The organism is Bradyrhizobium sp. URHD0069, from assembly GCF_000701345.1.
In the GTDB taxonomy this organism is placed as follows: domain Bacteria; phylum Pseudomonadota; class Alphaproteobacteria; order Rhizobiales; family Xanthobacteraceae; genus Bradyrhizobium.
The window spans coordinates 1-14,562 of the sequence record NZ_JNIJ01000051.1 but is presented as its reverse complement, the minus strand read 5'-3'; the positions used below and the strand labels follow the sequence as shown (position 1 = coordinate 14,562).

Sequence of the window (14,562 nt, the reverse complement as noted above, 5' to 3'; positions counted from 1 at the left end):
CTTGGACCTGCCGTTCGAATGACGGCAAGGCCGCCGATAAGATTGTTCCGCCTCGTCTTCGAATCCCATACTGGAAGGGCCCTGGTGCCGATTCCGAAGAGAAGCACGAGCCCGTGAGCGACATCGACACTGCAACGCCGGTGGATAGTCTGAAAGTGCCCAAACGGCCGATTAGAGAAGCGGACATCGCTTGCAATGCAAGGGCAGCACATCTGTCCTTTCTCCTCTACGTCGCGCTGTTCCCACCAAGATCAATCGGCGAAGCTATCGCCGAACATTGGCAGACCGCTCTTCGACTCCGCGCGAGCCGCCTCATCCTGGAGGACGTCCCAGTGTTCGGCCAACACACCGTCGGCGATGCGCACGACGTCGGCGGCGATCCAGTTTCTCGGGAGCCCAGTGCCGGAAAATCTTCCGTGGACGATGACAAAGTCGCCGTCGGCCACGATCACATTGTAGCAAGTCGCGCGCGGACTATAGGTCTCAGGGAGGTGCCGCCAAGGAGTTCACGCACGCAACACCCAAAGAATTCGCAAGCCCGTGAGCAACATCGACGCTGTTGTGGTGGACTGTCCGAGAGCGCGCTTGCCTTAACGGCCGATTTGGAGAAAGAGATCGGAGGGCGGACATGGCAAAATCGACGCCTTTGACCCGATGGACTACGAGACCTTCAAAGACGTAACCGCTGATCTTCCCCGATTTATCGAAGAGGTTTACAATACCTAGAGACTGCATGCCGCGCTGGGCTAGTTGAGCCCGTGCAATTCTAGGACCACCACGCCCGGCAGATGGTCAAAACCGCCGCGTAAACCTGACCGATTCTAGGGGTGCACTCCATGATGGAGGACATCACTGACACTCGGGCGCTCCCCACGCCGGCCGCGACAGCTTCGCCAGACGGCGCGTTCCATTATTGGGCGTTCATCAGCTACAGCCGGCATGACGCCGAAGCCGCCAAGAAGCTGCACTCCTTTCTCGAAACCTATCGGATCCCAGCCGCGCTGGTCGGCCGGAGCGTCGCCGGACGAAAGGTTCCAAGCCGGCTGATGCCGATCTTTCGCGATCGCGACGAACTTCCCGGAGCTGGCGACCTCCCCGCCAAGTTGCGTGGGGCCCTGGAGGCGTCCGGCGCGCTGATCGTCATTTGCTCGCCACAGGCGGCCGCGTCCCGCTGGGTCGATCAGGAGATCCGCGAATTCAAGATGATGGGCCGGGACGCGCGCGTCTTTCCGCTGATCATCGATGGCGAGCCCAATGCCGGCGACAATCCAAAACCTGGTCTCGCCGAGTGCTTTCCGCGCTCGTTGCGATTCGAGGTCACGCCCGATGGCACAATCACCGAGCGCCGCAGCGAGCCGCTCGCCGCCGATGCGCGTCCCGGCATGGAGGGGTGGACCGACGCCTGCCTGAAGCTCGCGGCGGGACTCATAGACGTCGGCTTCGATGATCTCAAACGCCGAGAGCGGTCGCGGCAGGTGCGGCGGCGGCTCATCAACGCGTCCATCGGTCTGTGCACGTATCTCACATTGATGTTCGGCTACTTCGCCCTCGCCGACGCCGAGCTCTCGGTTCCCGGCGCCGACGCAATCCGCGGCAAACTCGATGAATACCGATGGACGCTGTTCCGTCCGGTCTTGTCGAACGACGCCATGAGGCGCGCCGCCGCCGAGGCGCGCTCGCGCCTGCGCCCCGGGCTGCTGCACGTCGCAACGGCCGAAGCGTCGGAATCCAATCGTCCTCTCACCGGCTGGTCGGTCGGGCAATTCGCCGGCGCGCTGCTTCGCGACCCGGACTCAGCGCCGGACGATCTGCAAAAGGTCATTCCGCGATTCGATCGACTGTTCCGGTCTGACAGCGCGGATCGTCCCGAGGGCTATTTGCTGCTTGGCAAGTCCGACGACACCGGCACGGTCGCGCGCGCCGAAGCTGTCCTCTGGACCCTTATGGGGCTTGCCAACGCGAGAGCTCGTCCGGCGCTGCTCGACGAGGCCCGCAAGGCCACGTTCGACCGCTACCTGGAGGTCGCGCAACGGGTCGCGGAACTCTTTGCGCCGCTGGGCGACGGCGGCTGGAATGCGGTGCCGGATCAAGCCGATCCGGCCAAGCATTTCAGCTACACGTCGGGCTTGGCACTTCACATGCTGCTCGAGCTGCGCGCGGCCAATCTCGGCTGGCTCGGAAGCCGCGATCGGCTCGATCGCATGATCGCCGATACGTCGGCGTGGCTGGCCCGCACTTTCGTACAAAAAGGCGGCCATTTCGGCTGGCGCCGAAGCCTCGACGACGACAAGCCGCCGGACAGCGGCATCGCTCTGATGATCTTCTCGGCGCTCGGCCGCGCCTGCGCGGATGCCCGCGCTTCCATGCCCGAGAGCATTCGGCATGCCGCGCTCGCCTCGCAGATCGAGCTGCGGCGACGGCGATACGACACCGCCGATCCCGACATTCGCTTCGACGTGCACGTTCGTGATGATGCTGGAGGCCAATCCATGCTCGTGACCAGCACGCGCGTGATCTGGCTGCCGTGGGCGATCGAAGGCCTGGTGCACTGGAAGCGCTGCGCGCTTCGGTACGACCACCAGCCGGCGACGTTGCGGGCGCTGGATCGCAGCCTCGGCCATCTGTTATCGGACGTCACAAGCGAGATGCTGGATGCAGCCGCAGCCGAGCAGAAGCGGCTCTGGGTGCTGGCCGAGCTGGCGTATGGACTCGGACGCGCGCCGTGAGGGCAGCCGTACAGAGCACATCGCAATCGCATCGCAAGGCCGCAGCGCGAAACTCCCTGCGCTCTCATCCCGCCGAAAGCGAGATCCGGGATCCATCTTGCCGAGAGCGGCGCTGAGACATGGATCCCGCTCTCCCTGCGGGTCTTCGCCCCCGGTCGGGCTGAGCAACTCCCTAGCGATGTCGTCGCGGAAGCAGCGTCTCGACAAGGCCGGAGTGCTATCGCTTCTCGGCACTCCCCGTTGATGTTGAAGAAGGTACGAGCCTTTGGCAAAACGTATATTCATCAGCTATCGGCGCGGCGACACTGGGCCAGCCGCCGGCCGCGTTTACGATCGATTATCGGCTTTGCTGTCGAAGCCAAATGTGTTCTTCGACGTCGCCACGATTAGAGGCGGTGAGAATTTCAAGAAAAAAATCGTGGACACGATCGGTCAATGCGACGGCGCGCTAATTTTCATCGGCGACAAATGGCTCGACGAACTGTCACCGCCCTCCAAAAGCCGCATCTGGAACACCAAAGATTACGTACGCGCGGAAGTTCGGGAAGCCTTGGCACGGCCTATGATGGTGCTACCGATTCTTGTTGCGGGCGCACGCATGCCGGACCAGGAGCAATTACAAGATATCCGTGCAATTACCATGAGAAATGCCCTCCCTTTACGTCACGACAGCTTCGATGACGACACCGAAAAAATTGTGGCAACCATTCTGGGCAGGCGCGATCGCGAGCGAGACTGGGAGAGGAAACGAAGCGGTCCAACCTCGAAGATCATTCATGTGGCTGGCGGAGCCGCCGTTGCGTGTGTTGCTTTGCTTACCGCCGCCCTTGCACATTTTTGGCTGTTCGATCGTGCGCTTTCAGCGTCCATCGGAACTCTGATGACAATCCTGCTGGGAATTTCAACAATCATTCTCGGCGGCTGGGGGGTCTTCTTTATGCTTCGCGTTCGAGAGTCGCAAAACTAACCGGCCTCAAGGTGGGCAGGCCATGGATAAACACTAGGGCGTAGACAGCACTCGCATCACCGAATGTCCTTAACTTTAAGCAAAACTCGCTGACCAACTCGCGTCCCCCCGGCGCAATAGCCAGACAATACACAGCCCAGCGTTGCGGTACAGGTCCTCCGCGTCTTTGACAATCAAGTAAACTTTTTCGCGCACGCGACGAAGACGCGGCAATCGCCATATACCACCTTTACCTCGATTTACACGTTCCCACCAGCTTGCCCGGCTTTCGTTCCTGCAGAATGCCCACCTTAGCTCTGTTTGATCGGCGGTGAAGTTGATCGGTGGTAAAATTAGCAAATCTAAAATTTGCAATTCATTAAACGCATTGACTGACGACCCAGAGTGGAGCAAACTTATAGCGTGCAACCATTATTTGTCTTGGCCTTCCAGAAGGAGTTGGTCGTATGGTTGGCGTTGGCCTCGAAGACGCTCTTCAATTTGTCAAGTCGATTGAACTCCCCGCTAGACCGGTCATTGAAAGTCCGGAAGCTGTTGCTCAGCCCGATTTCGATGCCGCCCAGTCTCAGGCACTAATTGTCGGCTCTGACATCGTATCCTTCGTAAAGGGCGTCACTGAGGAACGTCGGCGTGACGTCGTGAACTCAACCCTTCTGGCACAACTTGTCGCGAACAAACGCGTGCCGAAACGTGATGCCCTTGAGGATTGGTATCGCGCGTATTTTGACGTGCTGGAGAACACCGGTTGGGTCGTTCAGGCGAAACAATTCAGTCGCCATGTCGAGCAGAGTCAAAACTTCGAGGCACACGAGGCAATAATAGCGATTGCAACCAGTCTGCTCGGCCCCGGTGCGGCTGCGCTGCAGATCATTAAAGCAACGCTGGACGCGCTGAAGTCCATGGAGCAAAACAGCCCCTGGATCACGCTTTTCAACCGCGAAAGTCAGCACGCAAGCGCGGCGCGATTTCAAGTGACGCTCGCAGAGCCGGGCAAGGACGATGAGTTCATGGTGGCGCTGTTGGCGTTCGCCCTCCAGGCGAATGCGGACCTTACGCAGGTATTATTTTTCAAGTTCCAAACGAACAGCGTGGACCTGAAATATTCATCTGGGAAAGTGACTGCCAACGAAGCCGTATTGACAGCAATCCGTGAGCCAGTTGAGCAGAAGCTCGCCGGATTCGCCGCGAGCTTTGTGCGCGGTCTGCCGAATCTGGGCTGAACTGTCGAACGTGTGTTGCAAGAGTCGGAGCGATCCAATGACTGAGCTGTCGTCTGGACTGCAAATCGACGAATCTGTGTTGGAACAGACGCGTGAGAGCCGCGAAGGGCTCCAATGGTGGTGGGACGAATTCAACCAGAGCGACGCGACTGAGGGGCCGCCACCTTCAATCGCACCGTCCAGCACGCCGATCTCACAGGCCGCATTCGATCTGATTGTGGAGTTTGAAGTCACGAGCAAACAGGCTTACGTCCAAAAGTACAGGCGACCGACCTGGCCGCAAGGTGCGTCAGGCGTGACCATCGGCATCGGCTACGATGTCGGGTACGCCACGCGGTCAGAGCTTTGGGCCGACTGGAAAGGCGCAATCCCAGATTCGATGATCCAAGCGCTAGAACCGGCGCTTGGCATTTCGGGTGGTGCCGCCAAATCTTTACCGGCATCACTAGGCAACTCCGTGGACGTCGCGTGGGAGCCGGCGATCACGGTTCATAGGGATCGCGTGATGCCAAAATGGGTCGCCCTGGTCGAACGATCGTTGCCCAACACCGGCGACATTGGTCCCGATGGCCTGGGCGCCCTCGTCTCGCTCACCTACAACCGCGGAGCTTCGTTCACCAAGGATGGGGACCGCTATGCAGAGATGCGCGCGATCAAGCAACACATGTCGACTCTGGCTTTTAGTCGGGTTCCTGGCGACCTTCGAGGAATGAAGCGGTTGTGGCCAGCGTTGCGGGGCTTGCAAATTCGGCGCGAACGAGAAGCGGCCTTATTTGAGAACGGTCTCAATGCGGTCAGCTAGGATTGATCTGGTTCGCAATTCTGAGGGGCACTATGGCCGCCTGTCCATTCGCAGTGCAAAAGCCCATAACTGGGGCTTCGAGTTCTTACATCGGTGGGCCCTTTAAGATCGTGCATCACACGACTGAAGGGGGCACTGTGCAAGCCGCGTTCGACGCTTTTGCCGCCCACCGGTCTGATCCCCATTTTACCGTGGATGCGACCACTATCTATCAGCATATTGATACCGATCTTGGTGCGCGGGCGCTGCGCAATGCACCAGGTGGCGTTGAAACTAATCGGGATCGAGCCATTCAGATCGAAGTCGTTGGTTTTGCCCATCGTCCAAAGACGAAGCCCACACTAAGAAACGTCGGGCGTCTTGGCCGTTGGCTCGAAGAAACCCACAGCATTCCCCACGTCTGGCCAAATGGCCAAGCCGGCCGTCAATGACAAGGATCCAGGTGGACACAATCGGGATGCGGCTACCTGGGACACGAAAGGCGGGCATTACGGCCACTGCCACGTGCCCGAAAACACCCACTGGGATCCGGCATATACGGCCGACGAGGCCGACTTTTTGATGCGGTACGACCCTGCTCACGGTGCCCTGGAGGGAATCGATGAATTTCCCTCGATCCCCGAAACGGACCCCGGGGCTATTAAAGCCGTCTCGCAAATGCCCGATCACAACGACGTCGACTGAGCGATGACCAACCGGATTGCCGCGGTGCCATGGGCAAGGACTCTCGCATTGGCCAGGAGTTTGTCATGTCTCACCAACGGGCTAAGAAGGCCGAAAGCTTTCTGAGGAAAGTCAGTCCGCATGCGTCGCTCGAGTCGCTGGAGAGTCCGCAAGACGTCGTTGCGAAATTAATGCCTGGGGCGCCTCTACCGCCCGAACAGATCGATCTTACGGAAAGTGCTGCAAGGAAGTTTGCGACCGGCGCCGAGATGAGTCCGACCGAAGTGTTTGCCCTGGAGGCGATCATTATCCCGGATAAGCGACCCGCAATTGACATCATTAATGGTGACTACGCGGTCTCGCACAAGGATTGGCTACACTTCAACAATGACGTTCCGATAAAAACGAATATTCGCAAAGCCATTCCGTCGATCGGGCGCGTCGAGCTGCCACAACACCCGACGCTTCCCTACGGCGGCACGGGGTTTGTGGTCGGCGACGGTCTGCTCATGACGAACCGCCACGTCGCGGAAATCTTTTCGACTGGGCTCGGCATCCGCAATCTGGTTTTCCGTCCAGGCTATGGCGCAGGTGTGGACTTTTTGCGAGAACGCAACAGCACGGCCTCGCGCCTCCTCGGCATCCGTCGCGTAGTCATGATCCATCCGTTCTGGGATATGGCGCTGCTACATGTCGACGGGCTCCCCCCCGAGCAAGCGCCGCCGCTCAGGCTTTCCTTGCAGCACTCAGAGGAGATGAGCGGACGAGATGTCGCTGTCGTCGGCTATCCTGCGTTTGACCCGCGGAATGACGCGAAAGTCCAGGACATGGTATTTGGTGGCGTCTACTACGTGAAGCGATTGCAGCCCGGAAAGCTGCGCGATCGGCGCGATATTGAGAGCTTCGGAAAGAACGTTCCAGCAGCCACACACGACGCCTCGACCCTCGGCGGGAACTCAGGGTCAGCGGTCATAGACCCAACGAGCGGCTGCGTAGTCGGATTGCATTTTGCCGGAGTTTATCTCGACGCCAACTTCGCGGTACCAACGTTCGAACTCGCACGTGATCCTCGAGTGGTTGATGCGGGATTAAACTTTGAGCGACGCAGTCAGCCGGAAGCTCGGATCTGGGACGAGTGGTGGAAGCTTGCTGGCACCGACGAGAGCGCTGCCAACCCAGAACCCGGGAAGCTGCGGGCGAATTTAGGTGCGCAACGCGCTGTCTCTCCAGCATCCGATCCGAGCGTAGCCCTCAACGTCAGCGAAGACGCTACATGGACACTTCCTATCGAGATCACGGTTCGGATGCCGCATCTTGGGGCCCCTGCACGCGTCAGCGCTTCAGGTGTTTTCGACGCTGAGAAGATGGTCGCACCGACACATGATCCGGACTACTCCGACCGGGAAGGATACGAGCCCAACTTCCTCGGAGTTGCCGTCCCTCCACCTGAACCCATCGACAAGACGCTCGTCTCCCGGATGGACAATGGCCAGCACCTGATCCCCTACCATCACTTTTCGCTGGCAATTCACAAGGCGCGGCGCCTTGCGCTGTTCACGGCATCCAATCTGGACGCTAGCAAGAAGAGCAAAACGCCCGAAGACGGACGCAGCTATTCTCGGGATTCTCTGGGAGGTCTTGGCAAAAATGATACGGAGCTTTGGTTCCAGGAACCTCGCATCCCAGCCGCGCATCAGCTCCCGGACGGCTTCTTTACTAAAGACCATGGCGCTTTCGACAAAGGCCACTTGGTCAGGCGGGAGGACGTTGCGTGGGGGAGCACCTTCCAGGAGGTTCAGTTTGCGAACGGCGACACATTCCACACGACCAACTGCTCTCCCCAAATCGGGAAGTTCAACCGCCCGGATCAAAGGACCAACTGGGGCGAACTCGAAAACTACATCTTCAAAAATGCCGGAGGGCAGAAACTTTGCATCTTTGCCGGGCCGGTCCTATCGCCAGACGATCATACATTCGTCGGATTGGATGACCGTGGGCTCGTGAGAGTTCAGATACCATCCCGCTTCTGGAAAATCGTACTTAGCGCAGACGATGGAAAGCTCCAGAGCTTCGGATTCTTGCTCAAGCAGGACCTGTCGAATGTTCCGCTGGAATTTGCTGTGGCACCGGCTTGGAAGCAGTTGATGATTCCTATAGCAGGCCTCGAGCAGATGCTAGGCGCCATCCGGTTCCCGGACGTGGTCCATAGCTCAGATCAAGCGAGGACGTCTCGTGGCGCGATGATTCGTAATAGGTCAGGCGTGGAGATGATCGCCGCGACAGAGATGCCATCTGTCAGTCGGGCAAGCTCAGCCGGGCTCAAACAGGGCGGGCCTGCGACGCGAGACGCGAGTTCTCTCTCAGAAGGACCGATCACTTTCCGCGACCACTTTGCGTCGTTGTATCAGTCGGCTGTCGTGGAAATTGCGCGTAAGTCCACCGCCGGCCCAGTTTCGGGCCTTGAAGCTGCCGGAGCAACTGTCCCCGGCGAAGGCGCAGATCTAATCCTTGCGGCTGAGAAAGTCGTGACAGCAAGCCGATCCCCGCCCAGCTCACGTGCAGGCACAACAGAACCTTCCGGGGGCGCGCTCGAGAAGATGACCGCCCTCGATCGCGCCCAGACATGCGCTGCGCTCGGTTGGGAGCTGATGCGAGCAAAGCTATTGGGTGACAGCGCGACAGTGGCAAGTGTTCAAGAAGAACTCACCGCCGGTACATGCGATCCACTCTGGGCGCAAACGATCGAGGAATATGTCCGTTACTTTGGGCCGAACGGGACTCGCAAGCCGCCTATCTACGTCGAGCCGAAGGATGCCGGCGGTCCCATTGGTATTCCCTCCGGTGCGACCATCGCCATCATCGGGGATTGGGGCACAGGAGCCGGCCCGGCAATTGATGTCCTGGATGCCGTGAGGGAAAATAAACCCGACGTTATCATTCATCTCGGCGATATCTACTACTCGGGAACGCCGGACGAATGTCGCGCGAGCTTCGAAAGTATTTTCGACCGCGTGTTCGGGAGCGGCAATCGCCCACCTGTTTATACGCTTTGCGGCAATCACGACATGTATTGCGGCGGCGTTGGATTCTATGGCCTGATCGAGAGGCTGAATGGGGGAGAGAAACGCCAGAAAGCGAGCTTCTTTAGCTTAAGGTCGGAAGATGAACGCTGGCAGCTCCTGGCCATGGACACCGGTCGCAACGATTATAGCCCGTTCTCCGTGACGGACGTGGTGACCTTTGTCGAACCTGCCGAGGAAGAGTGGCACGTCCAGCGGCTACAGGAGTTCAGCGGCAAGACGATTCTGTTTTCCCACCATCAATTATTTTCCGCTTTCTCGCAGATTGGCGCCCCTAGCGCGGGCGGCGCGTTGCGCGCTTACAATGTGCAGCTCAAGCGCACGTATGATCGGCTCTTAGCAACAGGACGACCAGTTTCGGCTTGGTTTTGGGGGCACGAACACAATCTGTGTATCTATGAGCCGTACCTCGGACTCAGGAAAGGCCGCTGTGTTGGTCACAGCGCGATCCCCGTATTCGTGGCCGACGAACCTTACACGACCCTGCCCGGTCTCGTCTCTCCACCAGTCATTGTACCCAATACAACCCTGTCCACCGAGGACCAGTTCTATACGCACGGCTTTGCGATGCTCTCTCTCGGGTCGGAAGCGGTCGACACCCGTTACTACGAGCTCGCCAACGGCAAGATACGCTGCATCTATGCGGAGCAGATCGCGTAATGGCTCTTCGTCGTGGCTGACCGGCGGGCTGAACAGGAGTTTGAATATTGCAATGACCTTCCTCGTTAGACTGCCGCGATCGGAGTATCCAACAGATGCATTCGCCGGATTCGGGTTGGGTGAGTTCACGCTGCTTACAGCTCGGGCGGGGGCTTGGCTCGCACAGCTCGCGTATGAGGACGAGCCGGCGAAGATCAACGCCATTGCTTCCGACTGGGGGTTGGAAACTGTCGCGCTATTCAAGCCTGCTACGAAGACGACGTTGCTGATGGCCCGAACCCGCGGGTTCGTGCTTCGCGGACGGGGAGCGCACTTCGTTGCTTTTGCCGGAACCGATCCGCTCGTGACCGCGAACTGGATTGCCAATTTTGATTTCGCGCTAGACGAGGACGGGATACATCAGGGGTTCGGCAATGCCCTGGACTCTGCCTGGAAGGATATTGGACAGGCACTTGGGGCGGAACACTGGCCGGAGCACCTCATCCTTGCCGGCCATAGCCTTGGCGGGGCCCTCGCAGTGCTTGCTGCGGAGCGCGCGCTCCGAGAGCTGCGCATCAAGGCAGACGCGGTTTACACATATGGCATGCCGCGAGTGGGCGGACCGACATTCGCGGAGCGGTATAACCAAGCGCTCGGCCACCTGACGTACAGACTGGTTCACGGCGCCGACATCGTGCCCACACTGCCCCCGGCGGAGATAGGCTTCAGCCATGTTGGGCGACCGTTAGCGTGTGACCGGTATGGCAAATTCGATGCGCTCAACCTTTTTCCGTTTCCAAGCGATGTACCCATGTTCGTGACGGGAGCACTGAACGGCGTCAGAGCGGGGTTGCTCCAGATTGTTTCTGGCCTTGCCTCTCCGGAAATACGCGACGATGCCCTTGGGCAGGCCTCACGATTGCTGCTGCCAGCAATTGCAGATCATCTTCCAGATCGCTATTGGCGGGCGCTAAGCTAGCTTAGCTATTGCGACACACGCGAGGGCATATGTCCCAATTGAGCGGTAAAGATATCGAGGCGCTAGGCAGCCCAATTGCTAATGCTATCCTCATGAGTTCGCATTGCCTGGTTTCGGGTCTGGAGCCCTGCTCGCGCGGCCAATCCGCGCCTCAAGAGCCGTCCTGACACTGCAATGGTCTTGCCTCTGACGCCTGAAAAGGCCCAATATCTGGTGATGAGGCTGGGTCATGGTAATACCGGATGCCGCTCCCTGTCTGTTCCTGAGCCATTCAGGCGCCGACACTGATGGTGCGCGTGAACTGAAACGCCGCCTCCTCGACAGCCCCAACGCGCGTGCAGCGCGGCTGACAATATGGTTGGATAAGGACGACCTTGGCGCCGGCATCGGCTGGCAGGCCCAGCTCGAAAAGGCGATCATCGAGAAGGCAACGGCCTTCGCGGTCCATATCGGCGCCAAAGGCGTCGTGAACTGGGTCGATTCGGAGGTTCGGCTCGCATTGTCGCGCGCGACCGGCACTGCAGATTATCCCTTCATCCCAATTCTTTCCCGGGAATGCGCGGGCGCCGCCGCGTTGCCGCCGTTTGCGCAGCAGTACCAAGGCGTCCACGACCCACTCAACGATCCGGAAGAGTTCGCCAAGCTGCTGCGCGCCGTGCTGGGCCGCTCGCCCAGCGAAAAAACAGTCGCTCTCGAGAATCCCTTCGTCGGACTCAAGTCGATGACGGAAGCGGATGCAGATCGGTTCTTCGGCCGCAACGAGGAGATTGCCGGGCTCGTCGACAAGCTCAAGCCGCACCGGCTGATCGCCGTCGTCGCGGACAGCGGTGCCGGCAAGTCCTCGCTAGCCCAGGCGGGGCTCATCCCGGCTTTTCGCGGCGGCAAGCTCTCCGACATGGCGGGCCGCGAGCCAGATGACCGGCTATGGCACGTTGTTGTCATGCGTCCCGGCCGCGATCCGATCGAGGGCTTGAAGCGGGGCGTGACCGAAGCGGCTGAGCGGCTCGGCCGCTCGGCAGACCAGTGCACCGGGCTGCGCAAGCGCGTCGATCTCGCGGACCCAAGCGAGACTGCGTATGCGATTCGCTGCGATCTGCCAGTCGGCAAGGCAGAGACACTACTCGTCGTCGATCAATTCGAGGAGTTGCTGACCGAGACCGCGGAAGCCGCTCGCGCACCGTTCGTCGGTTTGCTCATGGCGCTCGCCACCGCCGGCGGGTTCAGGATCGTGCTCACGCTTCGCGCCGACCACTTCAACCTGTGCCGGCCGCTGGCGAATCTGTTCGAGCATTTGACGCGCGATAATTATGACGCCGTGCTGCGGCTTCGGCGGATCACGGACGCGGGAATTGCTGAAGCGGTCCGCAAGCCGCTCGCTCTCGCCGGCCATACGGACGTTGTCGAACAGGACGCGGTGATCACCTCGATGATGGCGCTCTACGCTATGTGGCAGAAGCACAGCGCCGACGGCGCCGGCCTGCTCGTCGCCTATTCGCAGGTCGGCGGCGTCGCTGGCGCGCTAGCGCATGGCTCGGTTGTTCTTCGACCACCCGCGGTCGTCTCGGTTTTTCTTCGACCACGCGCTGTCGGCTCGGTTGAACTCGGCTCGGTTGAACGTCGGCGCGTCTGGTCTTGGAGACCGGCGGCTCTCGCTGCGGAGCGCGAGGCGGGCTGTAGGTCAGATTCATAACGCAGTTCTGACCCGTCGCGCTCAGGCACCGGTTCGCAAAGTCCGTCGGTTCGAGGCCGCCACGCCCCGGCCTTTGCAACTCGTCCGCGGTTGCCAGCATCATCTCGCCGGGCTGGGCAAGGATCTTGCAGGTCGGCTGCAGGTTGTTGGTGCAGACCTTGACGCGGCCCTGTCGTAAAGTCATAAAGGTCCGCTGAGTATCGACGAACAAATCGAACACAGTGCCTATCGGCGTCACGTCGGCTGTCGGCGTCCTGATCAGATAAGAGCTCAAGTCCCCGCTGGTCCAGCGCACTGTGCCGTGCCAGCGCTCACGACGATGCCTTTGATGGATTGATCGGGGCTGTAGACAACACGATCAATCCGGATTGTGGTGATCGGCCCGACCGAGAGACCCGTCCGGTCGACGAGCACAAGGCGCGCCTGACTCTCGACCTCAGTGCGAATGAATTCATTTTCGTAGACGTCGTCGCCTTCGGCTTTCGAGCCCCACGCCTTGTCGGCGGACTGTCGGCCTTCGACATTGTGGACGATCTGCACGGCATCGCCGACCCGGAGGCTCGCCGCCTGAGCCCCGGTTACGTCGACTATTCCGGCAACGATGAAAGCCAAAGCAGCGGCACAATAGAGGCGAGACATGTTACCCTCCTATACGGCCTATGTGTACTTAGACAGAGAACATAGCAGAGTACAATCAGGCGGCATGTGAAGTATGTCACACATAGTCCCGATGCGCCTGCTGGAAGGAAGAGTGTCATGCGGGGTGGTTGGGATAGATATCGCTCTGACAGAGTATGTGGATCCCAGTCCGACTACTTCGTTGAAATGGCGGAGGCGATGCCCCGTCGACGTTCTTCTCGCCTCTTCGGCTTTCAAATGTTCTTCCTGATGCTGGAACAGGGAAGAAGCCGTTCTGAGATCCTACGGGTTTCCCCGAAAGGCGAAGGTCGGCTCAGTCAAAGGTAATCCCAGCGGAGTTCGCTGCACGTCACAAACGCAAGCCGGTCCACCAAGAACTAAGCGGTCGAATTTTCATTAGGGCGTGTACTCATAAATCGCGATTGTTCGGCAATAGAGCGGCGCTGCGTGCCACAAGCGGGCGAGCGCGCTGGCTAACACGTCAGCGGTCAGAATCCTCAAGCGTAGATCGCACATGTGGTAAGCTGAACCCGGTGGCTCTTCGGGCGAATCGGGAGAATCCAAGCGATGGCGAAAGCCGTGCGTGCAGTTAGCGACGCAGCCACAAACGCCCATCGTGCCATGAAGGAACTCGCGGATCCCGTCGGCACCTTCATGGTCGATGCCTTTCAACTTCTCGCACTGTTCGTTATCGGCGCGACTACAGTCTGGTCGGCCGCGGCCATGTTTTTAGACATGGCGGCGCACGCCGCGCCCGGATCGAGGACATCCTTCTCCTGTTCATCTACCTGGAAATCGGCGCGACGGTCGGCATCTACTTCAAGACCACGCAGCTTCCGGTTCGCTATCTGATCTACATTGCCATGACGGCTCTCGCCCGAGTCCTGATCGAAATTGTCGGCGCGGAACATCGAACGGGGTTGGACCTTGTGGTGGTGGCCGGCGCAATCCTGATCCTGTCGTTCGCAGAGCTGGTTCTGAGGTTCGGATCCTACAAATTCCCGTCCGATGCACCGGGTAGCGAACTGGGGCAAACCTAGCCCGAACGTACTTGGCAAACTTATTTATGAGTACACGGCCTAGTCACGTGAATCTAAAGTTCGCCACATAAAGTTTGCTGAGCTTTGTGACAGAAGCGTTTGACTGAAGCCAAAATC

The 14,562-nt window shown here is 59.4% G+C and carries 13 protein-coding genes; 10 read left to right on the top strand and 3 right to left on the bottom strand.

What is annotated here, in order from left to right:
• Positions 1–251: 251 nt before the first annotated feature.
• Entirely contained in the window at positions 252–446 is a 195-nt protein-coding gene (locus tag N554_RS0125845; protein WP_197033748.1) for a hypothetical protein, read from the bottom strand.
• 390 nt (positions 447–836) lie between these two features.
• Here N554_RS0125845 and N554_RS37565 point away from each other — a divergent pair, with 390 nt between their 5' ends.
• The 9 genes from N554_RS37565 to N554_RS0125800 all read left to right on the top strand — a co-directional run bounded on the left by N554_RS37565 (position 837) and on the right by N554_RS0125800 (position 12,766).
• A complete protein-coding gene (locus tag N554_RS37565) occupies positions 837–2,726 on the top strand; it encodes a toll/interleukin-1 receptor domain-containing protein (RefSeq protein WP_051677723.1) in 1,890 nt (629 codons plus the stop codon).
• Positions 2,727–2,991: 265 nt separating this feature from the next.
• Positions 2,992–3,693, top strand: coding sequence for a toll/interleukin-1 receptor domain-containing protein (locus N554_RS37560; RefSeq protein ID WP_051677722.1), 702 nt, complete (start codon positions 2,992–2,994; stop codon positions 3,691–3,693).
• Between the two features lie 446 nt (positions 3,694–4,139).
• Positions 4,140–4,913 (top strand): hypothetical protein, encoded by a 774-nt coding sequence (locus N554_RS0125830; RefSeq protein ID WP_029586141.1) that lies wholly within the window; start codon positions 4,140–4,142, stop codon positions 4,911–4,913.
• Between the two features lie 37 nt (positions 4,914–4,950).
• Positions 4,951–5,715: a lysozyme family protein gene (locus tag N554_RS0125825; RefSeq protein WP_051677721.1), complete on the top strand. Its 765-nt coding sequence runs from the start codon at positions 4,951–4,953 to the stop codon at positions 5,713–5,715.
• 32 nt (positions 5,716–5,747) lie between these two features.
• Positions 5,748–6,146: a peptidoglycan recognition protein family protein gene (locus N554_RS41170; RefSeq protein ID WP_256378760.1), complete on the top strand. Its 399-nt coding sequence runs from the start codon at positions 5,748–5,750 to the stop codon at positions 6,144–6,146.
• Entirely contained in the window at positions 6,124–6,399 is a 276-nt protein-coding gene (locus N554_RS41165) for a hypothetical protein (protein ID WP_029586139.1), read from the top strand. Before N554_RS41170 ends, N554_RS41165 begins: the two co-directional genes overlap by 23 nt.
• A gap of 65 nt (positions 6,400–6,464) precedes the next feature.
• Complete coding sequence (locus tag N554_RS37555) at positions 6,465–10,118, top strand: DNA/RNA non-specific endonuclease (protein ID WP_197033744.1); 3,654 nt, start codon at positions 6,465–6,467, stop codon at positions 10,116–10,118.
• A gap of 52 nt (positions 10,119–10,170) precedes the next feature.
• Positions 10,171–11,076, top strand: a complete 906-nt coding sequence (locus tag N554_RS0125805; protein ID WP_029586138.1) for a lipase family protein — start codon at positions 10,171–10,173, stop codon at positions 11,074–11,076.
• A gap of 229 nt (positions 11,077–11,305) precedes the next feature.
• Entirely contained in the window at positions 11,306–12,766 is a 1,461-nt protein-coding gene (locus tag N554_RS0125800; protein ID WP_029586137.1) for a toll/interleukin-1 receptor domain-containing protein, read from the top strand.
• A gap of 270 nt (positions 12,767–13,036) precedes the next feature.
• Here N554_RS0125800 and N554_RS0125795 read toward each other — a convergent pair whose 3' ends face one another.
• Positions 13,037–13,405: a FecR family protein gene (locus N554_RS0125795; RefSeq protein ID WP_156042108.1), complete on the bottom strand. Its 369-nt coding sequence runs from the start codon at positions 13,403–13,405 to the stop codon at positions 13,037–13,039.
• Between the two features lie 668 nt (positions 13,406–14,073).
• Complete coding sequence (locus tag N554_RS42300) at positions 14,074–14,316, bottom strand: hypothetical protein (protein WP_051677719.1); 243 nt, start codon at positions 14,314–14,316, stop codon at positions 14,074–14,076.
• On the opposite strand from N554_RS42300, the gene N554_RS42295 reads away from it, so the two are divergent.
• A complete protein-coding gene (locus tag N554_RS42295) occupies positions 14,200–14,445 on the top strand; it encodes a phosphate-starvation-inducible PsiE family protein (protein ID WP_371259523.1) in 246 nt (81 codons plus the stop codon). The two genes, N554_RS42300 and N554_RS42295, sit on opposite strands and share 117 nt — an antisense overlap.
• Positions 14,446–14,562: the final 117 nt, after the last annotated feature.

What these genes read in the sequence shown, in the direction of transcription:
- N554_RS41165 (WP_029586139.1), top strand. Translation starts at nt 6,124, where the DNA reads ATGGCCAAGCCGGCCGTCAATGACAAGGATCCAGGTGGACACAATCGG.
- N554_RS0125825 (WP_051677721.1), top strand. Translation starts at nt 4,951, where the DNA reads ATGACTGAGCTGTCGTCTGGACTGCAAATCGACGAATCTGTGTTGGAA.
- N554_RS0125830 (WP_029586141.1), top strand. Translation starts at nt 4,140, where the DNA reads ATGGTTGGCGTTGGCCTCGAAGACGCTCTTCAATTTGTCAAGTCGATT.
- N554_RS41170 (WP_256378760.1), top strand. Translation starts at nt 5,748, where the DNA reads ATGGCCGCCTGTCCATTCGCAGTGCAAAAGCCCATAACTGGGGCTTCG.
- N554_RS0125805 (WP_029586138.1), top strand. Translation starts at nt 10,171, where the DNA reads ATGACCTTCCTCGTTAGACTGCCGCGATCGGAGTATCCAACAGATGCA.
- N554_RS42300 (WP_051677719.1), bottom strand. Translation starts at nt 14,316, where the DNA reads ATGTTCCGCGCCGACAATTTCGATCAGGACTCGGGCGAGAGCCGTCAT.
- N554_RS37565 (WP_051677723.1), top strand. Translation starts at nt 837, where the DNA reads ATGATGGAGGACATCACTGACACTCGGGCGCTCCCCACGCCGGCCGCG.
- N554_RS0125800 (WP_029586137.1), top strand. Translation starts at nt 11,306, where the DNA reads ATGGTAATACCGGATGCCGCTCCCTGTCTGTTCCTGAGCCATTCAGGC.
- N554_RS0125795 (WP_156042108.1), bottom strand. Translation starts at nt 13,405, where the DNA reads ATGTCTCGCCTCTATTGTGCCGCTGCTTTGGCTTTCATCGTTGCCGGA.
- N554_RS37555 (WP_197033744.1), top strand. Translation starts at nt 6,465, where the DNA reads ATGTCTCACCAACGGGCTAAGAAGGCCGAAAGCTTTCTGAGGAAAGTC.